At 71.1% G+C, this 25,297-nt stretch carries 21 protein-coding genes; 17 read left to right on the top strand and 4 right to left on the bottom strand.

The genetic code is table 11. The annotated features are described in order from the left end of the window. Window positions 1-135: 135 nt before the first annotated feature. Complete coding sequence (locus AB0F40_RS14330) at window positions 136-1,134, top strand: TerC family protein (protein WP_357468331.1); 999 nt, start codon at window positions 136-138, stop codon at window positions 1,132-1,134. A gap of 95 nt (window positions 1,135-1,229) precedes the next feature. Here the strand turns inward: AB0F40_RS14330 and AB0F40_RS14325 are convergent, their stop codons facing one another. Together AB0F40_RS14325 and AB0F40_RS14320 are read right to left on the bottom strand one after the other, a co-directional pair. Continuing rightward, a complete protein-coding gene (locus tag AB0F40_RS14325) occupies window positions 1,230-2,096 on the bottom strand; it encodes a hypothetical protein (RefSeq protein WP_357468328.1) in 867 nt (288 codons plus the stop codon). Between the two features lie 163 nt (window positions 2,097-2,259). After that, a complete protein-coding gene (locus tag AB0F40_RS14320; protein WP_357468325.1) occupies window positions 2,260-2,541 on the bottom strand; it encodes a YciI family protein in 282 nt (93 codons plus the stop codon). A gap of 78 nt (window positions 2,542-2,619) precedes the next feature. On the opposite strand from AB0F40_RS14320, the gene sthA reads away from it, so the two are divergent. From sthA to AB0F40_RS14240, 16 genes are all read left to right on the top strand, one after another. Continuing rightward, entirely contained in the window at window positions 2,620-4,038 is a 1,419-nt protein-coding gene (sthA, locus tag AB0F40_RS14315) for a Si-specific NAD(P)(+) transhydrogenase (protein WP_357468322.1), read from the top strand. Window positions 4,039-4,204: 166 nt separating this feature from the next. Continuing rightward, window positions 4,205-7,000, top strand: coding sequence for a tetratricopeptide repeat protein (locus AB0F40_RS14310; protein WP_357468319.1), 2,796 nt, complete (start codon window positions 4,205-4,207; stop codon window positions 6,998-7,000). 94 nt (window positions 7,001-7,094) lie between these two features. Further along, a complete protein-coding gene (uvrA, locus tag AB0F40_RS14305) occupies window positions 7,095-10,040 on the top strand; it encodes an excinuclease ABC subunit UvrA (RefSeq protein ID WP_357468316.1) in 2,946 nt (981 codons plus the stop codon). 92 nt (window positions 10,041-10,132) lie between these two features. After that, window positions 10,133-11,239 (top strand): acyltransferase, encoded by a 1,107-nt coding sequence (locus AB0F40_RS14300; RefSeq protein ID WP_357468313.1) that lies wholly within the window; start codon window positions 10,133-10,135, stop codon window positions 11,237-11,239. Window positions 11,240-11,286: 47 nt separating this feature from the next. Next, on the top strand, window positions 11,287-12,651 hold the full coding sequence (locus tag AB0F40_RS14295) for a sensor histidine kinase (protein ID WP_357468310.1): 1,365 nt from the start codon (window positions 11,287-11,289) through the stop codon (window positions 12,649-12,651). Further along, entirely contained in the window at window positions 12,648-13,313 is a 666-nt protein-coding gene (locus AB0F40_RS14290; protein WP_357468308.1) for a response regulator transcription factor, read from the top strand. Before AB0F40_RS14295 ends, AB0F40_RS14290 begins: the two co-directional genes overlap by 4 nt. A gap of 55 nt (window positions 13,314-13,368) precedes the next feature. Beyond that, a complete protein-coding gene (locus tag AB0F40_RS14285; RefSeq protein WP_357468304.1) occupies window positions 13,369-13,854 on the top strand; it encodes an OsmC family protein in 486 nt (161 codons plus the stop codon). 58 nt (window positions 13,855-13,912) lie between these two features. Beyond that, the gene (gene uvrC / locus AB0F40_RS14280; protein WP_357468301.1) at window positions 13,913-15,859 is read left to right on the top strand and encodes an excinuclease ABC subunit UvrC; all 1,947 of its coding nucleotides are present in this window, start codon (window positions 13,913-13,915) and stop codon (window positions 15,857-15,859) included. A gap of 19 nt (window positions 15,860-15,878) precedes the next feature. After that, window positions 15,879-16,817 (top strand): RNase adapter RapZ, encoded by a 939-nt coding sequence (gene rapZ, locus AB0F40_RS14275; RefSeq protein ID WP_357468298.1) that lies wholly within the window; start codon window positions 15,879-15,881, stop codon window positions 16,815-16,817. After that, window positions 16,814-17,824 (top strand): uridine diphosphate-N-acetylglucosamine-binding protein YvcK, encoded by a 1,011-nt coding sequence (yvcK, locus tag AB0F40_RS14270; RefSeq protein WP_357468295.1) that lies wholly within the window; start codon window positions 16,814-16,816, stop codon window positions 17,822-17,824. The genes rapZ and yvcK overlap by 4 nt, the downstream gene beginning before the upstream one ends. A gap of 178 nt (window positions 17,825-18,002) precedes the next feature. Further along, complete coding sequence (whiA, locus tag AB0F40_RS14265; RefSeq protein ID WP_357468292.1) at window positions 18,003-18,983, top strand: DNA-binding protein WhiA; 981 nt, start codon at window positions 18,003-18,005, stop codon at window positions 18,981-18,983. Window positions 18,984-19,309: 326 nt separating this feature from the next. After that, window positions 19,310-20,314, top strand: a complete 1,005-nt coding sequence (gene gap, locus AB0F40_RS14260; protein ID WP_357468290.1) for a type I glyceraldehyde-3-phosphate dehydrogenase — start codon at window positions 19,310-19,312, stop codon at window positions 20,312-20,314. Window positions 20,315-20,445: 131 nt separating this feature from the next. Beyond that, entirely contained in the window at window positions 20,446-21,657 is a 1,212-nt protein-coding gene (locus tag AB0F40_RS14255) for a phosphoglycerate kinase (protein ID WP_357468287.1), read from the top strand. 86 nt (window positions 21,658-21,743) lie between these two features. Next, entirely contained in the window at window positions 21,744-22,514 is a 771-nt protein-coding gene (gene tpiA, locus AB0F40_RS14250) for a triose-phosphate isomerase (RefSeq protein WP_357468374.1), read from the top strand. A 294-nt stretch (window positions 22,515-22,808) separates the two neighbouring features. Beyond that, entirely contained in the window at window positions 22,809-23,051 is a 243-nt protein-coding gene (gene secG / locus AB0F40_RS14245; RefSeq protein WP_020014806.1) for a preprotein translocase subunit SecG, read from the top strand. 54 nt (window positions 23,052-23,105) lie between these two features. Then, the gene (locus tag AB0F40_RS14240) at window positions 23,106-23,468 is read left to right on the top strand and encodes an RNA polymerase-binding protein RbpA (protein ID WP_357468284.1); all 363 of its coding nucleotides are present in this window, start codon (window positions 23,106-23,108) and stop codon (window positions 23,466-23,468) included. Between the two features lie 77 nt (window positions 23,469-23,545). On the opposite strand, the gene pgl is transcribed toward AB0F40_RS14240, so the two are convergent. After that, window positions 23,546-24,346 (bottom strand): 6-phosphogluconolactonase, encoded by an 801-nt coding sequence (pgl, locus tag AB0F40_RS14235; protein WP_357468281.1) that lies wholly within the window; start codon window positions 24,344-24,346, stop codon window positions 23,546-23,548. Beyond that, window positions 24,346-25,275 (bottom strand): glucose-6-phosphate dehydrogenase assembly protein OpcA, encoded by a 930-nt coding sequence (gene opcA / locus AB0F40_RS14230; protein WP_357468278.1) that lies wholly within the window; start codon window positions 25,273-25,275, stop codon window positions 24,346-24,348. Before opcA ends, pgl begins: the two co-directional genes overlap by 1 nt. Between the last annotated feature and the right edge of the window lie 22 nt (window positions 25,276-25,297).

Genomic DNA, 25,297 nt, shown 5'->3' with positions numbered 1-25,297 from the left:
GCCGGCTCGTCGTGCGTCAGCGTCTGGTTTCGGCCAGGCTGGTGCATGGGCGGGCGAGGAAGACCTCCGGTGCCCTGCTGTACACACCGGAGGCTCGATGCGGTCGCGCGTTCCTCCCTGTTCTGGAAGGAAACAATGGTCCACGAACTACCCGTGACCTTTGAGGCAGTCGCACTCGGGGCGATGCTCGTCCTGCTGGTGGCCGATCTCCTCATCGTCGGGCGTCGCCCGCACATCCCGTCCATGAAGGAGAGCGCCCTCTGGGTGAGCTTCTACGTGGGGCTCGCTGTGATCTTCGGCGGGATCGTCTGGGGCGTCGGAGGCGCCACTCCAGCCGCGGAGTTCTATGCCGGCTGGCTCATGGAGTACTCCCTGAGCGTCGACAACCTGTTCGTGTTCGTGATCATCATGGCCCGGTTCGCGGTACCGCGTGAGCAGCAGCAGCGGGTGCTCATGGTCGGCATCATCATGGCGCTGATCTTCCGCGCGGCGTTCATCCTCGCGGGCGCCGCCCTCATCGAGCAGTTCACCTGGCTCTTCTACATCTTCGGTGCGTTCCTGATCTACACGGCGATCCAGCAGGCGATCCCCGAGAAGCCCGAGGAGCACGACGACTACAAGGAGAACGCCCTCATCCGGATGATGCGGCGGGTCCTGCCCCTGCATCACCAGTACGACGGCGCGAAGCTGCGGACGACCGTCGACGGCCGCAAGCTCTTCACGCCGATGATCATCGTGTTCCTGGCGATCGGTTCAACGGACGTCCTGTTCGCGGTGGACTCGATCCCCGCGATCTTCGGCATCACGAAGGACCCGTTCATCGTGTTCAGCACCAACCTGTTCGCGCTGATGGGCCTGCGCCAGCTGTACTTCCTGCTGGGCGGCCTGCTCGACCGTCTGGTGTACCTGCCGCTCGCACTGTCGGCGATCCTCGGCTTCATCGGCATCAAACTGATCCTCGAGGCGCTGCACACCAACTCGATCTCCTGGATCAACGGTGGCGAGGGCTTCCACTGGGCGCCCGAGATCCCGATCTGGCTGTCGCTCACGGTGATCATCGTGTCGTTGGTGGTCGGCACGGTCGCCAGCCTCATCAAGTCGGCGCACGACGACCGGGTGGAGGCCGCCAAGTAAGGACCTGACCGGGGCGCCGGCAGACGTACAGCAGGCCGACGGCCGCGCCACCCCGGTGACGCGGCCGTCGGCCCGCTGTCCGTCAGCCGTACGTGTCAGACCAAGCTGTAGTCCAGCTGGATCGAGAAGATGTTCCGGTCTCCGGACCGGAGCGTCCCGGTGAACGCGTGGTCGTGCAGCTCCGGCTCGGCGGGTGCCGACGGCTCGACGTCGACGGTGCAGGTCTGACCCGCCTCGGCGAGATGATCGGCCTGGAGCCGGTAGACGCCGGGCTGCCACCGGGCGTCGGGTCCTGCGGCGGCACTCAGGACGTGGTCGAAGAGCGCGAACGTGGCGTAGCCGGCGACGGACACGGGAAGCGCCGGGAAACCATCGAAGTGCCCCCGGCACATCGACGACTCCACGGCCAGCTTGGCCGTACCGCTGCGGGCGTCGGCGGCCACGTCGACCAGCGGGGCCGCCGCGCTGTACGGGTTGGCCGGCTCGGTCGCGTCGGGCTCCGCTGCGGTACCCAGCAGACGGCGGAACACGGGTACCGACAGGACGAGGTACTCGAGGTCGAGCCGCGCCACCAGGTTACCGTCGGCGTCGTGCAGCTCGGTCTCGGCGACCGCACGGTTGCGGCCGGTCATGCGGGCACTCGCGGTCCCGCGCAGCGCGCCCACGGACCCGACGGGCGGGTACATGCGCCCGACGCCGCGGTGGGCGAGGTAGTAGTGCTGCCTGGTGCTCGGATTGGTCGTCGCGGCGGCGCAGAGGCCGAGGATGGCGAGGTGCCGCCCCGCCTCCGCCACGTTGATCAGGGTTGCCTGACGCCCGGTGGGCGTCTGGACCGGAACCATGGCGCCGGCCAGCCCCGGAGCGGGGCTGGCCAGGTCATCGAGCGCGTAGTACGGGGGCTTCACGCAGATGTGCGGGCCGATCTCCTCGTAGGCCACCGATGTGCAGTCGACAGAGGTCATGCCGTGCCTCCCCGAACGTAGTCGGCAGTGTCGGAACCGGCATCATGGGCACCACGAAGAGCCACACGCCATGCCTTCAACGTGATGTTGACGTAAAAATCTTCAAATGGTGGAGTAGTGGGCGAAAACGGTCCTGGCCAGCGGCCGGCTGCGGCCGTCCCGCCTACTCGGCCAGGCCCCCGATGACCACGTCCCACTGACGCACGCCGCGGTCGGCGATGACACCGCGGACGGTGAACGGGTCGGCGTCCAGGATCGCCAGCGCGGCGTCCGCCGACTCGGCCTCGACGATCACCAGGGCCCCGGTTCCTCCGTCGACCGGGCCCGAGGCACGGACCACGCCCTCGGCGTTGAGCCCGAGCAGGAACTCGCGGTGGCTGGGGCGGACCTCGTCACGGGTCGCCACGTCGTCGGTATAGGTGTAGCTCACGGCATAGGTGCTCATGGGCGTCAGCCTGCCATGACCGGTTAATTCTTGATGAAGTAGTTCGTCACACGCCGCTCGCACCGGCACACTCGGACCATGGATGCACGTGAGAACCACTACGACCTCGTCGTCATCGGCTCTGGCCCCGGTGGTCAGAAGGCCGCGATCGGCGCCGCCAAGCTCGGCAAGCGGGTGGCGGTGGTCGAGCGGCGCGACAACGTCGGCGGGGTGAGCCTCCACACCGGCACCATCCCGTCCAAGACCCTGCGCGAAGCCGCCCTCTACCTGACCGGGCTGCAGATGCGGGACGTGTACGGCTCCAGCTACCGGCTCAAGGAGCGCATCACCGTCCAGGACCTGCTCGCCCGCCTGCAGCACGTCATCGGACGCGAGATCGAGGTGGTGCGCAGCCAGCTCGCCCGCAACCAGGTCGAGACCGTGGTCGGCAGCGCCCGGTTCGCCGGGCCGCACGACATCGACGTGACGGACGCCGAGGGCGACGTCGTCCGGCGCCTCACCGCCGACAAGGTGGTCATCGGGGTCGGCACCCGGCCCGCACGGCCCGCGAACATCGCGTTCGACGGCGCCCGCGTGGTCGACTCCGACGGCATCCTCGACATGACCGAGGTGCCCCGGACCATGGTCGTGGTCGGTGCCGGCGTCATCGGCATCGAGTACGCGTCGGTCTTCGCCGCGCTCGGAACGCGGGTCACCGTCGTCGAGTCGCGCGAGAAGATCCTCGACTTCTGCGACTCCGAGGTGGTCGAGGCGCTCAAGTTCCAGCTCCGCGACCTGTCGGTCACGTTCCGGCTGGGCGAGACCGTCGAGTCCGTGACTGCAGGCGCCGACGGGACGGTCACCGCACTGGCCTCCGGAAAACGGGTCCCGGCCGACTGCGTGCTCTACTCCGCCGGGCGGCAGGGCTCCACCGACGGGCTCGAGCTGGCCGCCGCAGGGCTGGAGGCGGACAAGCGCGGGCGGCTCCAGGTCGACAAGCAGTTCCGCACCGCCGTCGAGCACATCTACGCCGTCGGCGACGTGATCGGGTTCCCGGCGCTCGCGGCGACCTCGCAGGAGCAGGGGCGGCTCGCGGCGTACCACGCGTTCGGCGAGCCGGTCTCGTCGTTGCTGGAGCTGCAGCCGATCGGGATCTACACGATCCCCGAGATCTCGTACTGCGGGGACACCGAGGGGCAGCTCACCACGGCGGGCGTCCCGTACGAGGTGGGGATCGCGCGCTACCGCGAGCTGGCGCGCGGGCAGATCGTCGGTGACTCCTACGGCATGCTCAAGCTGCTCGTCTCGACCGAGGACCGCAAGGTGCTGGGCGTGCACGTGTTCGGGACGGGCGCCACCGAGATCATCCACATCGGCCAGGCGATCATGACGACCGGCGGCACCGTGGACCACCTGGTGGACACGGTGTTCAACTACCCGACGCTCTCCGAGGCGTACAAGGTCGCGGCGCTGGACGCGACCAACAAGATGCGCGACGTCGAGCGGTTCGAGATCTGAGGACTGCGCTCGAACCGGGATGGAGCAGTGGCCGAGATACCTGCGTTCACCAGGGCCTGGGGAGCCGGGGTGGCGCTGGTCGTGCGCGTTCTGCATTGTTAACGGCGTGAGTCAGTTCACCCGTTCCTCTTGCAGTCCCGGACGTTCGTCCGGTTGACTTGCCATCGTGGTGGTCTCGGAGATGTCGACCCGGCTGGCTGCCGCGGTCCGGGCCGCCCGCACAGCGGTACGCCGCGGCCCGCTCGCCGATGCTCCGGACGGTCCGCTGCCGGACGGCGTCCGGTGGCCGACCGCGCTGCTCGACCCCGCGCAGGCCGTCGTGCCGTTCCTGGGTCGCGAGCAGGAGCTCGGCGAGCTCCGTGCCTGGGCCGAGGACGACGCCGCGATCCGGCTGCGCCTCGTCATCGCCCCCGCCGGCTTCGGCAAGACCCGCCTGGCGTACGAGTTCGGCGACCGGATGAGCACGTCCGGCTGGACCGTCGTCCCCGTGCCGCGCGGCAAGGAGGTCCCGACGGTCCGCGCGCGACCGGAGGGCGACGTGCTCTTCGTCGTGGACAACGCGGCGACCAGGCTCGGCCTCGGCGCGATGCTCGACGCACTGGGCCGTCCTGCCCACGGCCGCACCCGCGTCCTGCTGCTCGCCCGCGTCGCCGGGGAGTGGCTGCGCCGCCTGCGCTGGGGTTCGACGCTGTGGGCGCAGATCGACCGTAGCGACGCGACGCAGACCGCCCTGGACCTGCCGCTGGCGTCCGGACTGCCGGACGAGGTCGTGCTGGATGCCGCGGTCGCCGCGTTCGCCGAGCACCTCGGCGTCGAGAGCCCCGGCGTGGCCGCGGTGCGCGCGCCCGAGTCGGCCGGTGCCACCCGCGTGGTCGACCTGCACGCTGCCGCCGCCCTGGCCGCGCTCGACGCGGCGGGGACGCCCGTCCCGGCGAACGAGCCCAACCCGGTGCGCGCGCTCCTCGAGGTCGCGGCGAGCTCCTGGGCCTGGTCGGCGCGGGAGGCCGGGCTGGAGCTGACCATCGACGAGGTCCAGGACGTCGTGGCGGCGGCGTGCCTGCTCGGCGCGGACGATGCGGCGAGCGCGCGCGACGTGCTGCGCCGGGTGGTCCCGGGGCTCCCTGGCCGCGCAGGGGCACGCTGGCTGCTCGGGCTGCAGGGTTCCGTCGTGGGACTCGGTACGAGCGCGGCCGGGCACGACCGCATCGGCGACCTGCTCGTCGTCGACCGGCTCGGCCGCTCGGTCGCCCTCGTCGGGTCGTGCACGTGGGGCCTGTCCCGGAAGACGGCGCTGCGGGTGGTGCGCGTCGCCCGTCGCGTGGAGGTCGAGCTGGGGGAGCAGCCAGGGGCTGCCGCGCTGGCGAGCGAGCTCCTCCGGCGTGCCGCCGACTCCTGCGGCGACGACCCGCGCGCGCTGCGGACGATGTTCCTGCTCAAGCAGCGCAGCCTGCTCGGTGGTACCGCTGACGACGTCCACCGTGGCCAGCAGGCCGTCGTGGTGGCGCGGGACGCGGTGGGCCGGGCGGAGGCGCTGCTCGACCTCGGCACCGCGCTGAAGGAGTCGGGCCGGCTGGCGGAGGCGCTCGACACCCTGGACGGCGCCGTCGCCGCCTGGCGGCGCCTCGCGGCAGGGGACCTCGACCGGTACCGCACGGGACTGATCGACGCGATCAACACGCTGGGCACCGCGCACTGGGGCGCCGGACTGACCCAGGAGGCGCTGCGGCTGGAGCTCGAGGCGCTCGAGCTGTGTCGTGCGGCACCGGAGCAGGACGTGACCTGGGTGCAGCCCGAGCTGGCCCGCACCCTGATCAGCCTGACCGTCAGCCTGGTCGAGACCGGGCATCCCCAGGAGCACGAGGCGCGGAACGCCGAGGTCATCCCGATCCTGCGGACCCTCGTGGCCCGCGACCCCCGGCAGTGGGGTGTTCCGCTGGCGCAGACACTGTCCAACCGGGCGGTGACCCTGACCGAGAGCCGCCCCCAGGAGGCCCTTCCCTGCGCGCAGGAGGCGGTGGACATCAGCCGCCGGCTCGTGCTGCAGGCCGCCCAGCGGCACCGGCCGCAGCTCGGGTTCGCGCTGACGAACCTCGGTAACGCGTATGCCGCGCTGGGCCGGGACCGGGACGCGATCGGGCCGCTCGACGAGGCCGTCGCCCTCCGGCGTGAGCTCGCCCGCGAGAATCCTGTCGCACACACGTGGACCCTGGCCTACACCCTCGCGTCGCTCGGTGCCGTGCGCTCCCGGCTCGGTGACCTGGACGAGGCGATAGCCATCGAGCGGGAGGCGGTGCTGCTGCGCCGCCGGCTCGTCCGCGAGAACCCGACCAGGTACCGCCGGATGCTGGCGGCCTCCCTCTCCAACCTCGCGGTGACGCACTCCCGGTCCGGCGAGCCGGAGGAGGCGCTGCCGCTGGAGCAGGAGGCGGTGGCGATCCGGCGTGGCCTGGCGGAGGAGGGGCAGCCCGGCGAGGAGTACCTGGCGCGCTCGCTGTCCAACCTGGGCGTGCTCTTCTCGGAGCTGGGCCGGGCCGCCGACGCCGTCGCGCCCACCGAGGAGGCCGTCGCCCAGCTGCGGCTGCTGGCTACGAGAGACCCGGACCGCTTCGAGCCCGACCTTGCCGACGCGCTGCTGAACCTCGGGGCCGCCCTCATCGACGCGGGGCGTTCGGAGGAGGGCATCGAGCCGACGGCGGAGGCCGTGCGCGTGCGCAGGGACCTGGCGCGCCGGAGTCCTGATCTCCACCTGCCGGGGCTGGCGGCCGCGCTGTCGAACATGGTCTCCGTCCACCTCGACCTGGAGACGTTCGACACGGCGGCGGAGTACGCGCAGGAGGTCGTGGACGTACGGCGGCGCCTCGTCGACGGGTCGTACGCGCACGAGCAGGACCTCCTGCGCGCCCTGGACCTGCAGGCTCGGGTGCGGCGGGCCGGCGTGCCCGGTGGCCGGGCCGTGCGCTGACCCCGGGCCGAACCTTTGCGGGGTGTGACGAGTCCGTCAGGTTCGTTCATAGAACAGGCGTGCGAATGTCAGTGGGGCGCCCTAGGATGCCTGTGTGAGCAATCGTCTCGTCGTCTCGGGAGCCCGAGAGCACAACCTCAAGAACGTCTCTCTGGACCTGCCCAGGGATCGGCTCATCGTTTTCACGGGGCTTTCGGGCTCCGGTAAGTCGTCGCTCGCGTTCGACACGATCTTCGCCGAAGGTCAGCGCCGGTACGTCGAGTCCCTGTCCGCGTACGCGCGCCAGTTCCTGGGCCAGATGGACAAGCCGGACGTCGACTTCATCGAGGGCCTGTCGCCGGCCGTGTCGATCGACCAGAAGTCGACCAACCGCAACCCGCGTTCCACCGTCGGCACCATCACCGAGGTCTACGACTACCTGCGCCTGCTCTTCGCGCGCGCGGGCACCCAGTACTGCCCGGTGTGCGGCGAGAAGGTGCAGTCGCAGACGCCGCAGCAGATCGTGGACCAGATCCTCGAGCTGCCCGAGAGCACGCGCTACCAGGTGCTGGCGCCCGTGGTGCGCGGCCGCAAGGGCGAGTACGCGGACCTGTTCAAGGAGCTCCAGGCCAAAGGCTTCTCACGCGCCCGTGTCGACGGCGAGGTCGTGCAGCTGACCGACCCGCCCGCGCTGGAGAAGAAGCTGAAGCACGACATCGAGGTGGTCGTGGACCGGCTCGTGTCCCGCGAGGGTGTGCAGCGCCGGCTCACGGACTCGGTCGAGACAGCGCTCACCCTGGCGAACGGCCTCGTGATGATCGAGCTGGTCGACGCCGACATCGACGACCTTGGGCGCACCCGCAAGTTCTCCGAGAAGCGGGCCTGCCCCAACGAGCACCCCCTGACGCTCGACGAGATCGAGCCGCGGACCTTCTCGTTCAACGCGCCCTACGGCGCGTGCCCGGAGTGCACGGGCATCGGCTTCCGGCTGGAGGTCGACCCCGACCTCCTGGTGCCGGACGACGAGCAGACGCTGCGCGGTGGCGCGGTCGCCCCGTGGGCGCAGACGTCGTCCGAGTACTTCGAGCGCGTGCTGACCGCGCTCGCCGACGAGATGAAGTTCTCCATGGACGTGCCGTGGCGAGCCCTGCCGGAGCGCGCCAAGGAAGCGATCCTGCGGGGGCGCGACCACAAGGTGCACGTCAAGTACAAGAACCGCTGGGGCCGCGAGCGGCAGTACTCGACGGGGTTCGAGGGCGCCGTGACCTTCCTGGAGCGTCGGCACCGCGAGACCGACTCCGACTGGTCCAAGGAGAAGTACGAGGCCTACATGCGTGAGGTTCCGTGCCCCACGTGCGGCGGCGCGCGGCTCAAGCCCGAGGTGCTCGCGGTCAAGGTGGGCGGGCTGTCCATCGCCGACGTGAGCCGCCTGCCGGTGGGGGAGGCCGCGGAGTTCCTCAAGGGCATCGAGCTCGGGGTCCGCGAGGCGCAGATCGCCACCGAGGTGCTCAAGGAGATCCACGCGCGACTGGGCTTCCTGCTCGACGTCGGGCTGCACTACCTGACGCTCGAGCGCCCGGCGGGCACCCTGTCCGGCGGGGAGGCGCAGCGTATCCGGCTCGCCACCCAGATCGGCTCCGGCCTGGTCGGCGTGCTGTACGTGCTGGACGAGCCGTCCATCGGGCTCCACCAGCGGGACAACCGTCGCCTCATCGACACGCTCACGCGCCTGCGCGACCTCGGCAACACGCTGATCGTCGTCGAGCACGACGAGGACACGATCCGTGCGGCGGACTGGATCGTGGACATCGGCCCGGGTGCGGGCGAGCACGGCGGCGACGTCATCCACTCCGGTGACTACGCGGGCCTGCTGGAGCAGAAGGACTCGCTCACGGGCGCGTACCTGGCCGGGCGGCGCTCGATCCCGGTGCCGGCCGAGCGGCGGGCCGTCGACCCCGACCGGCAGGTCACGGTGGTGGGCGCGCGCGAGAACAACCTGCGCGACGTCGACGTGTCGTTCCCGCTCGGTGTGCTGACCGTCGTGTCGGGTGTCTCCGGCTCCGGCAAGTCCACGCTCGTGAACTCGATCCTCTACACGGTCATGGCGAACCAGCTCAACGGCGCACGCCGGGTGGCGGGGCGGCACCGTCGCGTGACGGGTCTCGACGAGCTCGACAAGGTGGTCCACGTGGACCAGGGGCCGATCGGTCGTACGCCGCGCTCGAACCCCGCCACGTACACGGGAGTCTGGGACCGCATCCGCAAGATCTTCGCGGAGACCGAGGAGGCCAAGGTCCGGGGTTACGGGCCCGGCCGGTTCTCGTTCAACGTCAAGGGCGGGCGTTGCGAGGCGTGCGCGGGTGACGGCACGATCAAGATCGAGATGAACTTCCTGCCGGACGTCTATGTGCCGTGCGAGGTCTGCCACGGGGCGCGGTACAACCGCGAGACGCTCGAGGTGCACTTCAAGGGCAAGACGGTCGCCGACGTCCTCGACATGCCGATCGAGGAGGCCGCGGAGTTCTTCAAGGCCTTCCCCGCGATCTCGCGGCACCTGTCCACGCTGGTCGACGTCGGCCTCGGCTACGTGCGGCTCGGGCAGCCGGCGCCCACGCTCTCCGGAGGCGAGGCGCAGCGCGTCAAGCTGGCGGCGGAGCTGCAGAAGCGTTCCTCGGGGCGCTCGGCCTACGTGCTCGACGAGCCGACCACCGGCCTGCACTTCGAGGACGTCCGGCGCCTGCTGGGCGTGCTGCAGTCGCTGGCGGACAAGGGCAACACCGTCATAGTGATCGAGCACAACCTCGACGTGATCAAGAACGCCGACTGGGTCATCGACATGGGTCCGGAGGGCGGCAGCGGCGGCGGCAACGTCGTGGCGCAGGGTACGCCGGAGGCGGTGGCGTCCGTTCCGGAGAGCCACACCGGCACGTACCTCGCGGAGATCCTCGACGGGCACGCGCGAGCGGGGGAGACCCCGGTGCTCGCGCCGGCGAACGGGTCGGCCAAGCGCAAGCCGGCAACCAAGCGGCCCGCGAAGGCCAAGGCGGGCGCGACGGCCTGAGCGGGCATCCACCGATCGGCTGACCGGACATCCGCCGATCGGTGGGCCCGGCGGCTGATCCGCGCCGCCCCGCACCGGGCGACGCTGGGTGCATGAGCACACCGGCCGCGCCCCGCCTGGCGTACGTGGACAACCTCCGTCTCTGGCTGACCGTTCTCGTGGTGCTGCACCACGCGGCGGTCGTCTACAGCCCCCTAGCCGTATGGCCCTATAGCGAACCGGACCGCGGTCCGACCTCGATCCTGCTCCTCCTGTTCCTGGTCGTGAACCAGATGTGGTTCATGAGCGCGTTCTTCGCGATCTCGGGCCTGTTCGCACCCGGGTCGGTCGATCGGAAGGGAGCCAGGGCGTTCTCCCTGGACCGGTTTCGCAGGCTGGGGATCCCGCTGCTGGCGTTCGTGGTCGTCCTGAACCCGCTGATGAACCTGCACGACTACCCGGCGGCCGATACCGGGACGTCTCCGCTGGGCTGGTGGCTGGGCATCGCGAAGCCCCAGTACATGTGGTTCGTCGAGACGCTCCTGGTCATGTCCTTGGTCTACGCCGGATGGCGGTACCTGCGGCGCGGCCGGCCCGCGACTCCGGTCGTCGCGCAGGGTCTGCCCCGGCCGAGGACGACCGTTGCCTTCGCGGCCGGCCTGACCGCTGTGGTATGGCTGTGGCGCATCATCGTGCCGTCCGAGACGATTTGGCCCGTGGTGGGCCTTCCCACCCCCGACCACCTGCCCCTGTACGTGACGTTCTTCTGGCTCGGCACGCTGGCGCTGCGCCGGAGCTGGCTGGACGCGCTCACCGTGCGGGCCGCCTGGACGGGCGCCGCCGCGGCCGTGGCCGGTTCGGCGGTGTATGTGGCGGTGGCGTTCGCGGCCCCCGTCGCCTTCGCCGGCCGAGGGTCGTGGCAGTCGCTGTTGACCTCTGCAGCGACCGTCGCGGCCGCGCTCGGGCTCACCGCCGCTGCGCTCGTCCTGTTCCGCACCTGGTTCGCCGCGCAGGGCCCACCGCTGCGCTTCCTTGCCGACAACGCCTACGCCGTGTACTTCGTCCACGGGCCGGTGCTCGTGCTGCTCGCGCTGCTCCTCGCCCCGATCGACGCGCCCGCCGTCGCGAAGTTCGCCCTGCTGGCGGTCACGGCGCTCCCCGTGTGCTGGGCCGCCGCACGGGGGGTGCGCGCCATCCCAGGCGCTCGGCGGGTGCTCTGAACCCGCCGCCTGTCACGATGTACCACGACGGGAAGGAGAGGGATCCGGTGGACGACGACGCGACACCCCGACGCTGGTCCGCGCGCCAGTGGCGCGCCGACCTGCACGGGCCGGACGTCTGGCTGCGGTTCGAGGCGTTCCTCGTGGCCCTGCCCTGGATCCTGCTGCTCGTCCCCCTGGTCCTCAGCCTCGCGGCCCCGGCCCCGGGGGCCTACGGCCTGGCAGACCGGATGGTGCAGCTCGCGCTCGTCGCGCTCGCCGGCGGGTGGATCTTCGTCGGCCACACCCGGCACGACCCGCTCGCCCGCGGCCGGGTGGGGACCGTCGTCTACCTGGCCGGTCTGCTGGCTCTCTCGGCGGTGCTCGCGACGCTCGACGACTACTTCGTGATCTTCGTGATCGCGGGCTTCTTCCACGCCTACTACCTGGCTCACCACCCACGCTCGTGGTCGGCGGTCACCGCAGGGGTGCTCGCCACGTCGCTCGTCATCAACCTCGTGACGATCAGCCCGCAACCGACGCTCCGATCGATCGGCATGCTCGTCCTGATCGTCATCGTGCAGACCGTCGCGATCTCGGGCGGCTACGTCCTCTCGGTCAGGGGCATGGAGCAGCAGCGCGAGCAGCAGCGCGCGGTCACCCGCCTGGAGCTGGCGCTCGCCGAGAACGAGAGGCTGCACACCCGTCTCGTGGAGCGGGCGCGCGAGGCGGGCGTGGCGGACGAGCGGCGTCGTCTCGCGGGCGAGATCCACGACACGCTGGCGCAGGGGCTGACCGGGATCGTCACGCAGGTGCAGGCCGCGCAGCGGGTGTGGCACGACCCGGACCGGGCGCGGCCGCACGTCGACCGGGCGCTCGACCTGGCACGGGACTCGCTGGCCGAGGCGCGCCGCTCCGTGCGGTCCATGCACCCGGGCGAGCTGGTGAGCTCCCGGCTCCCGGAGGCGCTGGCCGACCTGACCCGGCGCTGGGCGGCGGACCACGGTGTGGCCTGCTCCTGCGACGTCACCGGTGACGCCGTGCCGCTGCCGCCCGCCGCGGAGGTCGCGCTCTTCCGTGCGGCCCAGGAGTCCCTGACCAACGTCGCCCGGCACGCGGCCGCGAACCGCGTGGGGGTGACCCTCAGCTACCTGGACGACACCGTCCTGCTCGACGTCCGGGACGACGGCTCGGGCTTCTCGCCGGAGGCGGCCACACCGACCTTCGGCCTGACGGCCATGCGGGAACGGCTCGCGGGCGTCGGCGGGACCCTCGTCGTGGAGAGCGCTCCCGGTGAGGGTGCGGCCATCAGCGTGAGCGTTCCGATCGGCAAGAGCGCCCCGACTGGTGCCGACCCGACCGGTGCCGACCTGACGGGTGCCGACCCGGCCGGCGCCGCGGCCGCGGTCGCGGCCGGACGGCGGAGCGCATGAACGCACAGGAGGGCTCCGCCGTCGAGCACCCGATCCGGCTCCTGATCGCCGACGACCATCCGGTGGTGCGCAACGGGCTGCGCGGCGCGTTCGCCGACGACCCGGGCATCACCGTGGTCGGCGAGGTGCCCGACGGGCGGCAGGCCGTCGCGCGGGCGGTGCGCGGCGACGTCGACGTGGTGCTCATGGACCTCCGGATGCCGGTGCTGGGCGGGGTGGCGGCGACGGCGGAGCTGCGTGAGCGCGCACCGGACGTCCGGGTCCTGGTCCTGACCACCTTCGACGGTGAGGCGGACGTGCTGCCGGCGGTCGCGGCCGGCGCCACGGGCTACCTCCTCAAGGACGCGAGCACCGACGAGCTGGCCGCCGCCGTCCGGGCGGCGCGGCGGGGCGAGTCGATCCTCGCCCCGGCGGCGGCCGGCCATCTCATGGGCCAGGTGCGCCGTCCGCCGCCCGCGCTCCTGACCGCGCGCGAGCTCGAGGTGCTTGCTCTGGTGGCCGACGGCGCGTCCAACCGCGAGGCGGCCCGCCGCCTGTTCATCAGCGAGGCCAGCATCAAGACGCATCTCCTGCACGTCTACGGGAAGCTCGCGGTGCGCGACCGCGCGGCCGCCGTCGGGGAGGCGTACCGGCGGGGGCTCCTGCCCGCCACGCCGCCCTGAGCGGCGCAGTGCTCCCGACCACGTGATCCCGATCACCAGCCGCTACGCTGACCCCATGAGCGGAGCCACGCATGACTACGCCGTGACGGTGCGGTGGACGGGCGCGGGGGACACGGGTACGTCGTCGTACGCCGCGTTCTCACGGGACCACGAGGTCGACCTGCCGCACAAGCCACCACTGCTCGGATCGTCAGACCCGGCCTTCCGGGGTGATCCGACACGGAACAGCCCGGAAGAGCTGTTCGTCGCGAGCCTGAGCCAGTGCCACATGCTGTGGTTCCTGCACCTGGCGGCGGAGTCGGGTCTGGTCGTGCGGGAGTACCGCGACTCGGCGACCGGAACCATGCGGGTCGAGGCCCGCGGCGAGGGCGCGTTCACCGACGTGACGCTGCACCCGAGGGTCGTGGCGGACGCGGGTGAGCTCGCCACCGACGAGCATGTCGCGGCCCTGCACCACAAGGCGCACGCGATGTGCTTCATCGCGCGGTCGGTGAACTTCCCGGTGCACTGCTCACCCACGCCCCTCACCATCTCGGGCTGACCCGGGACCGGCCGCCGGGCCGGTCCCGCGTGTCAGTAGCAGCGCATAGGTTGGGGGCATGGCGGATCCAGCTACCTATCGACCCAAGGCGGGAGAGATCCCGACCGCGCCCGGTGTCTACCGGTTCCGCGACGAGCACGGCCGCGTCATCTACGTGGGCAAGGCGAAGAACCTTCGCCAGCGTCTGGCGAACTACTTCCAGGACGTGGCGCACCTGCACGAGCGCACCCAGCGGATGGTGACGACGGCGGCGTCCGTCGAGTGGACGGTCGTGGGCACGGAGGTCGAGGCGCTCGCCCTCGAGTTCACCTGGATCCAGCAGTACGACCCACGGTTCAACGTGAAGTACCGGGACGACAAGTCGTACCCGTACCTCGCCGTGACCCTGGGGGAGGAGGTCCCGCGGGCCCAGGTGATGCGGGGGGCCAAGCGCAAGGGAACCCGCTACTTCGGCCCGTACGGGCACGCGTGGGCGATCCGGGAGACCCTCGACCTGCTGCTGCGCGTGTTCCCGATCCGCACGTGCTCGGCAGGCGTCTACAAGCGCGCGGGCCAGTCGGGTCGTCCGTGCCTGCTCGGGTACATCGACAAGTGCTCGGCGCCGTGCGTCGGCCGCATCAGCGTCGACGACCACCGGGCGCTGGTCCTGGACTTCTGCGACTTCATGGCTGGCGACACCGCGAAGTTCGAGCGGCGGCTGACCAAGCGCATGCAGGAGGCGGCCGCCGAGATGGAGTACGAGCAGGCGGCCCGCCTGCGCGACGACATCGAGGCGCTGCGGCGGGCCACGGAGAAGAACGCGGTGGTGCTCGGCGACGCCACCGACGCCGACGTGTTCGCCCTGGTGGGCGACGAGCTCGAGGCGGCGGTCCAGGTGTTCCACGTGCGTGGCGGCCGCATCCGCGGCCAGCGCGGCTGGGTCGTCGAGAAGGTCGAGGACATCACCGACGGCGAGCTCGTGGAGCACCTGCTGCAGCAGGTGTACGGGTCGGCGGAGGAGGTGGACGGTCCGGAGGCACGGGACGCCGTGCCCCGCGAGGTCCTCGTGCCGGTGCTGCCGCCGGACCTGGATCAGGTCGGCGCGTGGCTCACCGGCCTCCGCGGCGCCCGGGTCGACGTGCGCGTGCCGCAGCGGGGCGACAAGAAGGAGCTCGCGGCCACGGTCCGCAAGAACGCCGAGCACGCGCTCATGCTGCACCGCACCCGCCGCGCCGGTGACCTGACGACCCGCAGCCAGGCCCTGGCGGAGATCCAGGAGGCGCTCGACCTGGAGTCGGCGCCCCTGCGGATCGAGTGCTACGACATCTCGCACACGCAGGGCACCTACCAGTCGGCCTCCATGGTGGTCTTCGAGGACGGGCTGCCCCGCAAGAGCGAGTACCGCTCGTTCGGCATCCGCGGGTCGGACGGCGACGGCGCCCGCGACGACACGCAGGCCATGCACGAGGTCATCACGCGCCGCTTCAAGCGCTACCTCGCCGACCGCCTCAAGTCCGGCGACGTCGAGATGGCAGCCGAGCTGTCCGGCGGCGAGGTGCCCGCGGACGCCCCCGAGGAGAAGCCGCGGTTCGCCTACCCGCCGAGCCTCGTGGTGGTCGACGGCGGCCCGCCCCAGGTCGCCGCAGCGAAGAAGGCGCTGGACGAGCTCGGCATCACCGACGTCGCGCTCTGCGGCCTGGCCAAGCGCCTGGAGGAGGTCTGGGTGCCGGGAGACGACTACCCGGTGATCCTGCAGCGCTCCAGCGAGGGCCTGTACCTGCTGCAGCGCGTCCGCGACGAGGCGCACCGCTTCGCCATCACGCAGCACCGCAGGCGGCGCAGCAAGGGCATGACCGCCTCCGTGCTCGACGACGTCCCGGGGCTCGGGCCGGCGCGCCGCAAGATGCTGCTGACCCACTTCGGCTCGGTCAAGCGGCTCAAGGCCGCCAGCGTCGAGGAGATCGCCAGCGTGCGCGGCATGGGGGACAAGACGGCGGAGGCGGTGGTCGCCGCCCTCAAGGGCTGACGCTGGCATGCTTGGGTCCATGAGCAACACCGAGCCGTCACCCATCACCGCACCCGACGGCATCGCCGAGGTCGAGGCCGCGACACACGGCCCCGAGCACAGCGAGCCGCAGGTCCTGGTGATCACCGGAATGTCGGGCGCCGGCCGGTCGCGAGCGGCGGCCGTGCTGGAGGACCTCGACTGGTACGTGGTCGACAACCTGCCCCCGATGATGCTGGTGCCCCTGGTCGATCTCATGGCCAAGGGGTCGAGCATCGAGCGGGTCGCGGTCGTCGTGGATGTACGCGGCCGGGAGTTCTTCGCGGAGCTGGACAAGGTCCTCGTGCACATGACGGAAGCCGGCGTGGCCTACCGGATCCTGTTCCTCGACGCGACCGACGAGGTGCTGGTACGCCGCTTCGAGCAGGTGCGCCGCCCGCACCCCCTGCAGGGCGACGGCCGGATCCTCGACGGCATCGCGGAGGAGCGGTCGGTGGTCGCCACGCTGGCCGCGCGCGCTGACCTGCGCGTCGACACCTCCGACCTCTCCGTGCACGACCTCGCTCGGGAGATCCGGGCGTGGCTAGCCCACGACATCAACGAGGTGCTGCGGGTCAACGTCATCTCGTTCGGGTTCAAGTACGGCATACCCCTGGACGCGGACCACGTGGTGGACGTACGGTTCCTGGCCAACCCGTACTGGATCACCGAGCTCCGGCACCTGACGGGTCGCGACCAGCCGGTTCGCGACTACGTGCTCGCGCGCCCGGGAGCCGTCGAGTTCATCGACCGCTACGTCGATGCCCTGGCGCCGGTACTCGCCGGCTACCTCAACGAGGAGAAGCGTTACGTGACCATCGCCGTGGGATGCACGGGTGGAAAGCACCGGTCCGTCGCCATCTCGGAAGCCATCGCCGAACGACTCCGCGCCCGCGGGCAGCTCGTCTCCGTCTCGGCACGGGACCTGGGCCGCGAATGATCCCGCACGCCCCGGGAGTGCCTGACGTCCCCGCGCCGGAGTGGAGCAAGAACCCGTCCGTGGTCGCGCTGGGCGGAGGCCACGGCCTGTCCGCGAGCCTGTCCGCGCTGCGACTCATGTCGGACCGCCTGACGGCAGTCGTGACGGTGGCCGACGACGGCGGCTCGTCCGGGCGCCTGCGCGACGAGCTCGACGTGCTGCCACCGGGCGACCTCCGGATGGCGCTCGCGGCCCTCTGCGACGACTCCGAGTGGGGCCGCACCTGGAGCGCGATGCTCCAGCACCGTTTCTCGTCGTCGGGCGAGCTGGACAACCACGCCATGGGCAACCTGCTGATCGTGGCGCTCTGGGAGCTGCTCGGTGACGAGGTGGAGGGCCTGGACTGGGTCGGCCGCCTGCTCGGCGCCCGCGGGCGCGTCCTGCCCATGGCGTCGGTCCCGCTGGTGGTCGAGGCGGACGTCCGGCACCCGGCCACGTCGGGGAACCCCGAGCCGGCCCTGGAGACCGTGGTCGGCCAGAGCCGGGTAGCCGTCACCGAGGGCCGGATCGAGCAGCTCCGTCTGCTCCCGGCCGACCCGCCCGCCTCCCCGGAGGCGGTGCAGGCGGTGCTCGACGCCGACTGGGTGGTCCTTGGCCCGGGGTCCTGGTACTCCTCGGTGCTCGTCCACCTGCTCGTGCCGGCGCTCGCCGACGCCCTGCACACCACCAGGGCGCGCCGCTGCGTGACGCTGAACCTGTCGGCGGAGAACGGCGAGACCGAGGGCCTCACCGCCGTCGACCATCTGGAGGCCCTGCACAAGCACGCACCCGGCCTGCGGATCGACGCCGTGCTGGCCGACCCGTCAGCCGTGGAGGACGTCGCGGCGCTGGAGGCCGCTGCCGCGTCCATGGGCGCACGCGTGATCATGCGCCAGGTCCGGCGCGGCGACGACACCGCCAAGCATGACGGGCTGCGGCTGGCCGCCGCCTATCGCGACGTGTTCGAGGGCATCTACGGCGACGTCTGATCCTGTCGGCCGTCGCGTCAGCCAGGAAGAGGGCGGCACGACGTGCTGCTTTTCCGCGCACCGCGGGCCCTTGTGACGCAACCGTCGGCGTCTTTCTGGCGACACGCCGGGACAATTCGCCCGACCCTCCGCGATTCCACCCGGATGGTCCGCGCGTGACCATGGCAGTATGACGCCCATGGCGCTCACGGGACAGGTCAAGGAGGAGCTCGCGCGGGTGCGGGTGGCGAAGACGTCCTGCCGTAAGGCAGAGGTCTCCGCGACGCTGCGGTTCTCGGGCGGGCTCCACATCATCTCCGGTCGGGTAGTGATCGAGGCGGAGCTCGACACGGAGTCGGGGGCCACCCGGCTGCGGCATGCCATCCACGACCTGTACGGGCACACGAGCGAGCTCATCGTGGTCCAGGCAGGCGGCCTGCGGAAGAGCTCGCGGTTCGTGGTGCGGGTGGTGCGGGAGGGCGAGTCGCTCGCCCGCCAGACCGGCCTGCTGGACCCACGCGGCCGACCCGTGCGCGGGCTGGCTCCCGAGGTCGTGTCGGCGGGCGTGCAGGAGGCGGAGGCCGTGTGGCGTGGCGCGTTCCTCGCGCACGGCTCCCTGACGGAACCGGGCCGGTCCATGGCGCTCGAGGTGACCAGCCCCGGCCCGGAGGCCGCGCTGGCGCTGGTCGGCGCCGCACGCCGCCTGGGCGTGGCAGCCAAGTCCCGCGAGGTGCGCGGTATCGACCGGGTGGTGATCCGCGACGGCGACTCCATCGGGCGCATGCTGGAACGGATCGGCGCGCCGGAGACGCTCAAGGTCTGGGAGGAGCGCCGGGAGCGTCGCGAGGTGCGCGGGACGGCCAACCGCCTCGCGAACTTCGACGACGCGAACCTGCGCCGCTCCGCCCGGGCCGCGGTGGCGGCGGGGGCCCGGGTCCAGCGCGCCTTCGAGATCCTGGGCGACGAGCTGCCCGACCACCTGCGCCAGGCGGGCGAGCTCCGTCTCGCGCACAAGCAGGCCTCGCTCGAGGAGCTGGGTCGCCTGGCCGAGCCGCAGCTGTCCAAGGACGCCGTGGCGGGCCGGATCCGCCGCCTGCTGTCGACGGCGGACAAGCGCGCGCTCGAGCTGGGCATTCCCGACACCGAGGCCGGGCTGCCGGCCGACCTGCTCGACCTCTGAGCCTCGGCCCCCGAGCCTCGACCCCGAGCCTCGACCCCGAGCCTCGACCCCCGAGCCTTGACCGCCTGATCCGTCTTGTGAGAACGAACAGAACCCTGAGTTCCACGCTGTCTCGGCTCGGGTCACGGTTCGGCCGGGTTCGGGTATAGGCTCGAAATCGTCAGGTGACGACGCCGTGACCGTCGCGTTTCCCGTACGGGTCGTCGCGAGGTCGCGGCGCGCGGACTACCCGGCAACGCACTGCGCCGTCGACCATCGACGCCAGTGGCGACAGATACAAGGAAACGTGTGCGCCGGGACGGCCGGCGCCCCCTGAGGAGGGCATTGTGACCATCCGCGTCGGCATCAACGGCTTCGGCCGTATCGGCAGGAACTTCTACCGGGCTCTCGTCGAGTCGGGTGCAGACATCGAGGTCGTGGGCGTCAACGACCTGACCGACAACAAGACTCTCGCGCACCTGCTCAAGTACGACACGGTGCTGGGCCGCCTCGGCAAGACCGTCGACTTCGACGACGAGAACATCATCGTGGACGGCAAGAAGATCCGCGCGCTCGCCGAGCGTGAGCCCTCGAAGCTCCCCTGGGGCGAGCTGGGCGCGGACATCGTCATCGAGTCCACGGGCTTCTTCACGGACGCCACCAAGGCGAAGGCGCACATCGACGCCGGCGCCAAGAAGGTCATCATCTCGGCCCCGGCCAAGAACGAGGACGCCACCTTCGTGATGGGCGTCAACAACGAGCTGTACGACCCGGCGGCGCACCACATCATCTCGAACGCGTCGTGCACCACCAACTGCCTCGCCCCGCTGGCCAAGGCGCTGAACGACTCGATCGGCATCGAGCGTGGCCTCATGACCACGATCCACGCCTACACGGGTGACCAGAACCTGCAGGACGGCCCGCACAAGGACCTGCGCCGTGCCCGTGCGGCCGCGCAGAACATCGTCCCCACCACGACGGGTGCCGCCAAGGCCGTCGCGCTGGTGCTGCCCGAGCTCAAGGGCAAGCTGGACGGCTACGCCCTGCGCGTGCCGGTCCTGACCGGCTCGGCCACGGACCTCACGTTCGAGGCGTCGCGCGAGGTGACGCTCGAAGAGGTCAACGCAGCGGTCAAGGCCGCGGCCGAGGGCCCGCTCAAGGGCGTGCTGGAGTACGTGGAGGACGAGATCGTCTCCTCGGACATCGTGACCAACCCGCACCAGAGCATCTACGACGCGAAGCTCACCAAGGTGATCGGCAACCAGGTCAAGGTCGTCTCCTGGTACGACAACGAGTGGGGCTACTCGAACAGCCTCGTCAACCTCACCGTGTTCGTCGGCGAGAAGCTCTGACGGCTTCTCTCCCAGCGTGATCCTCGACGTCCGCGTGCGCATCGGCCAGCCGGCGCACGCGGACGTCGTCATGTGACGGAACCCGACTGGCGAAGATCCTGTCCGCCGGTACCTCGACCTGGAGTGCTCCTATGAAGACCATCGACTCCCTCGGCGACCTGCGCGGCAAGCGCGTCCTGGTCCGCTCCGACTTCAACGTGCCCTTGTCCGATGAGGACGGGGCCAGCATCATCACCGACGACGGCCGCATCCGTGCGGCACTGCCCACGCTGAAGCGGCTGACCGACGCCGGCGCGCGCGTCGTCGTGCTGGCGCACCTGGGCCGCCCCAAGGGCGCGCCGGACCCCCAGTACTCCCTCGCGCCGGTAGCGGCCCGCCTGGGTGAGCTCCTGGGCCAGGACGTGCCGCTCGCCGAGGACCTCGTGGGTCCGTCGGCGAGGTCCACGGTCGACGCGCTGGCCGACGGCCAGGTCGCCCTCCTGGAGAACGTCCGCTTCGACGCGCGCGAGACCTCGAAGGTCGACGCGGAGCGGGCCGAGCTCGCGGGCGAGCTGGCACAGCTCGCCGACGCGTTCGTCTCCGACGGCTTCGGGGTCGTGCACCGCAAGCAGGCGTCGGTGTACGACATCGCGCAGGTGCTGCCCGCCGCTGCCGGTGACCTGGTCCGGTCCGAGGTCGAGTCGCTGTCGAAGGCGACCGGCGACCCCGAGCGTCCCTACGCCGTCGTGCTCGGCGGCTCCAAGGTGTCGGACAAGCTGGGCGTCATCGCGAACCTGCTGACCAAGGCGGACCGCCTGCTCATCGGCGGCGGCATGGTCTTCACGTTCCTCAAGGCCCAGGGCCACTCCGTGGGCAGCTCGCTGCTGGAGGACGACCAGGTCGACACCGTCAAGGGCTACATCGAGTCGGCCGAGGAGAACGGCGTCGAGATCGTACTGCCCGTCGACATCGTCGCGGCGGACTCGTTCGCGGCCGACGCGCCCCACCAGGTCGTCGCCGCCGACTCGATCCCGGACGGCACCATCGGCCTCGACATCGGCCCGGAGTCCGGCAAGCTGTTCGCCGAGAAGCTCGCCGACGCCAGGACCATCGCGTGGAACGGCCCCATGGGTGTCTTCGAGTTCGAGGCGTTCGCGGCGGGCACCACGGCAGTCGCCCAGGGCATCATCGACGCGACGTCGGACGGTGCGTTCTCCATCGTGGGCGGCGGCGACTCGGCCGCGGCCGTGCGCGCGCTCGGCTTCGACGAGGCCGGGTTCAGCCACATCTCGACCGGTGGCGGCGCGAGCCTCGAGCTGCTGGAGGGCAAGGAGCTCCCTGGCCTCACGGTGCTCGCCGACTGAGCTCGCCGACTGACGACTGACCTGCCGTACCTCCCAGAACCTCAAGCGAAGGAAGAAAACACGTGGCTACCACCCGCACGCCGCTGATGGCGGGCAACTGGAAGATGAACCTCGATCACCAGCAGGCGATCAGCACGGTCCAGAAGCTGTCGTGGTCCCTGAAGGACGCCAAGCACGACTACACCGCGGTCGAGGTGGCGGTGCTGCCGCCGTTCACCGACCTGCGGTCGGTGCAGACGCTCGTGGACGGGGACAAGCTGGAGCTCGTCTACGGTGCTCAGGACATCTCGAAGCACGAGTCCGGCGCGTACACCGGTGAGGTCTCCGGGACGATGCTCGCGAAGCTGGGCTGCACCTACGCGGTGATCGGGCACTCCGAGCGGCGTGAGCACCACGACGAGTCCGACGCGCTCGTCAACGAGAAGGTGCGGGCTGCCTTCGCGCACGGCCTGACGCCGATCCTGTGCGTCGGCGAGGGCCTGGACGTCCGCAAGGCCGGCGACCAGGTCACGCACACGCTCGCGCAGGTCCAGGCGGCGCTCGCGGACGTGCCGGCCGAGCAGGTGGCGAACATCGTCATCGCCTACGAGCCCGTGTGGGCCATCGGTACCGGCGAGGTCGCCACCCCCGAGGACGCGCAGGAGGTCTGTGGTGCGATCCGTGGGGTCCTCGGCAAGCTGTACGACCAGACCGTCGCCGACGCCGTGCGCGTCCTGTACGGCGGCTCGGTGAAGTCCGGCAACGTCGCGCAGATCATGGCGCAGCCCGACGTCGACGGCGCCCTCGTGGGCGGTGCGAGCCTGGACCCGGAGGAGTTCGCGAGGATCGCGCGCTACCAGTCCCACGTCACCGCCTGAGATGCCTCCGCTGGCCTGAGGCTTCCTCCGCTGGTCGAGCTTGTCGAGACCCCCGCTGGTCTCGGCAGGCTCGACCCGCAACCGGGCCGCACAGCTGACACGTACGGTTCCGAGACCGTCCCGCAACCTCTCTGGGGTACTCTCGCACGGGCGTGATGTTCCTGGTGTGACTCCTGTTCAGGGCCCCGCGAGGCCGTGAACAGGAGGTTCGCACTGTGAGGTACGTCTCGCTTACTCTTGACCGATCCGCCGCCGGGACACTCCCGGCACACCTACAACCGAGGACGTGAACCCGTGGACGCGCTCCGCATCATCCTGGAAGTCCTGCTGGTCCTGACCAGCGGCTTTCTCACCATGCTCATCCTGCTCCACAAGGGCAAGGGTGGCGGACTGTCCGACATGTTCGGTGGCGGTATCTCGATGGGCGCCGGTTCCTCCGGCGTGGCCGAGCGGAACCTCAATCGCATCACCATCGCCTTCGCCCTCGTGTGGGCAGTGGTGATCGTCCTGCTCGGGCTCATCCAGAAGGTCAGCTGACCCGGTCGCCAAGCGCCTAGCAGCTGACGGCCACACACAGAGGGGACGACAGACGTGGCATCAGGTGGTCATGCGATTCGGGGGAGCCGGGTAGGCGCCGGCCCTCTCGGGGAGACGGAGCGCGGCGACACAGCCCCGCGCATCCGAGTTTCTTACTGGTGTGCCAACGGGCACGAGACGGCGCCGACCTTCTCGGTGGGGGAGGACGTGGAGGCTCCCACGCAGTGGGACTGCCCGCGTTGCGGCTTCCCTGCGGGGATGGACCCGGTCAATCCGCCGTCTCCCGTGCGCAACGAGCCGTACAAGACGCACCTCGCCTACGTGAAGGAGCGCCGGTCCGACGAAGACGGCGCTGCCCTCCTGGAGGAGGCGCTGGAGGCACTGCGCACCCGCCGCGGCGGACGCGTAGCACGCTAACTTCTTTTCGTTGAGTGCGGGATATCTGTGGGACCAACACTCGTTGGCCCCCAGATATCCCGCACTCAACGTTTCTGTCAGAGGCGAGTGGCGCCGGCCGCTTCCGCGTCCAGCAGCCACAGCGTGCGTGCCTGCCCGACGGCGCCCGCCGCGGGCACCTCCGCCACCGGGCCGTCGGCCAGCGCGGCCGCCACCTGGTCAGCCTTCTCGGCGCCCGCCGCGACGATCCACACCTCGCGGGCGGACCGGATCGCGTCGAAGGTGAGCGAGACACGCTCCGGCGGCGGCTTGGGCGAACCGTGGACCCCCGTCGTCGTGCCCTGCGCGGCCAGGCCTTCGTGGCCGGGGAACAGGGAGGCGACGTGCCCGTCAGGTCCCATACCGAGCAGCAGGACGTCGAACGCGGGAACCGCGACGCCCTCCGGCTCCCCGTCCCGCTCGCCCGCGTGCTCGCGGAGGAGTGTCGCGTACTCCTTGGCACCCTCCTCAGCGGTCGCCACCGACGTCGGCCCCGGCATCGGGTGGACGTTGGCCTCGGACAGCCCGTGCTCGGCGACCAGGCCGTCGAGCAGAGCCTCCCGCGCCTGGGTCTCGTTCCGGTCCGGGTCGCCGTCCGGGAGGAACCGCTCGTCGCCCCACCACACGTGAACGCCCGACCAGTCGACGGCAGGCACCAGCGGGCTGGCGGCCACTGCCGCGAGCGTCGCGATGCCGACCGAGCCACCCGTGAGCACCACGTGGACGGGGGAGCGGACGGACTGCACGTCCAGCACGCGCGTGAGCAGCCGTGCGGCTGCCGCCTGCGCGAGCACCTCCTTGTCGGGGTGGACGACGACGAGCCGCACCCCCGGCGTCGTGCCTGCCGCTGACTGCGACATCAGGCGACCGTCCGCGCGGTGACCCGCCCCAGCCCGTGGATGAGGGCCTCCTCGAAGATCTCGTCCGGGTCGAGCCGGCGCAGCTCCTCGATCAGGGCCTCGTTGAGCGCCCGGATCGGCAGGGCGATCCGGCGAGCCGGCTTGCCCGGCTGGGTGATCGTGACGGTGCGGCCGTCGGGCCGGTCGAGCACGATCGGGCCGCTCTTGCGGTCAAGGGTCACGCGGGTGATCGCGTCGTCGCTGTTGGTACGGATCACCTCCGCCGGGCACTTGAGCCGCGCGCCGAGCCAGGCCGCGAGCAGGTCGAGCGACGTGTGCCGCTTCTGCCCCTCGACCGTCACGGAGAGCACCGGCTCGAACGGCGGCTGCTCGATGGCGGCCGCGATCAGCGCCCGCCACAGGGTCACACGCGCCCAGGCGAGGTCGGTATCGCCAGGGGCGTACGTCCCGGCGAGGTTCCCGAGCATGTCGACCGGGTTCTTCGCGACCGTGCTGTCGATGATCCGGCGGGCCGCCATGGCGCCCACCGGGTCCTGCGACGGCACGGCCGGCGCCTCACGCGGCCACCAGGCCACGATCGGTGCGTCGGGCAGCAGGAGCGGCATCACCAGGGTGTCGGTCCGCTCGAGGAGCGGACCGAAGGCGCGCAGCACCACCACCTCGGAGGCACCGGCGTCACCGCCCACCCGGATCTGGGCGTCCAGGCGGCCCTCGGCACCGCGCGCGGCGGGCGCGACGACGATGACCCGGCACGGGTGCTCACGGCTCGCGTCGTTGGCGGCCTCGACCGACTCCTCGACGTCACGCTCGTCGGCCAGCACCACGAGCGTGAGCACGCGGCCGAGGGCCACCGCACCACCCTCGTCGCGCAGACGGACGAGGCGCTTGTTGACGTGGTTCGTCGTGGTATCGGGCATGTCAATGATCATTGACCGTGCTCACCTTCTCGAT

The organism is Promicromonospora sp. NPDC023987 (genome assembly GCF_040639055.1).
Lineage (GTDB): Bacteria > Actinomycetota > Actinomycetes > Actinomycetales > Cellulomonadaceae > Promicromonospora.
This window is presented reverse-complemented; position numbering and strand designations above follow the sequence as displayed.

What these genes read in the sequence shown, in the direction of transcription:
- sthA (WP_357468322.1), top strand. Translation starts at nt 2,620, where the DNA reads ATGGATGCACGTGAGAACCACTACGACCTCGTCGTCATCGGCTCTGGC.
- uvrC (WP_357468301.1), top strand. Translation starts at nt 13,913, where the DNA reads ATGGCGGATCCAGCTACCTATCGACCCAAGGCGGGAGAGATCCCGACC.
- AB0F40_RS14320 (WP_357468325.1), bottom strand. Translation starts at nt 2,541, where the DNA reads ATGAGCACCTATGCCGTGAGCTACACCTATACCGACGACGTGGCGACC.
- yvcK (WP_357468295.1), top strand. Translation starts at nt 16,814, where the DNA reads ATGATCCCGCACGCCCCGGGAGTGCCTGACGTCCCCGCGCCGGAGTGG.
- AB0F40_RS14330 (WP_357468331.1), top strand. Translation starts at nt 136, where the DNA reads ATGGTCCACGAACTACCCGTGACCTTTGAGGCAGTCGCACTCGGGGCG.
- opcA (WP_357468278.1), bottom strand. Translation starts at nt 25,275, where the DNA reads ATGATCATTGACATGCCCGATACCACGACGAACCACGTCAACAAGCGC.
- rapZ (WP_357468298.1), top strand. Translation starts at nt 15,879, where the DNA reads ATGAGCAACACCGAGCCGTCACCCATCACCGCACCCGACGGCATCGCC.
- AB0F40_RS14300 (WP_357468313.1), top strand. Translation starts at nt 10,133, where the DNA reads ATGAGCACACCGGCCGCGCCCCGCCTGGCGTACGTGGACAACCTCCGT.
- AB0F40_RS14285 (WP_357468304.1), top strand. Translation starts at nt 13,369, where the DNA reads ATGAGCGGAGCCACGCATGACTACGCCGTGACGGTGCGGTGGACGGGC.
- AB0F40_RS14325 (WP_357468328.1), bottom strand. Translation starts at nt 2,096, where the DNA reads ATGACCTCTGTCGACTGCACATCGGTGGCCTACGAGGAGATCGGCCCG.
- tpiA (WP_357468374.1), top strand. Translation starts at nt 21,744, where the DNA reads ATGGCGGGCAACTGGAAGATGAACCTCGATCACCAGCAGGCGATCAGC.
- whiA (WP_357468292.1), top strand. Translation starts at nt 18,003, where the DNA reads ATGGCGCTCACGGGACAGGTCAAGGAGGAGCTCGCGCGGGTGCGGGTG.
- AB0F40_RS14255 (WP_357468287.1), top strand. Translation starts at nt 20,446, where the DNA reads ATGAAGACCATCGACTCCCTCGGCGACCTGCGCGGCAAGCGCGTCCTG.
- pgl (WP_357468281.1), bottom strand. Translation starts at nt 24,346, where the DNA reads ATGTCGCAGTCAGCGGCAGGCACGACGCCGGGGGTGCGGCTCGTCGTC.
- AB0F40_RS14290 (WP_357468308.1), top strand. Translation starts at nt 12,648, where the DNA reads ATGAACGCACAGGAGGGCTCCGCCGTCGAGCACCCGATCCGGCTCCTG.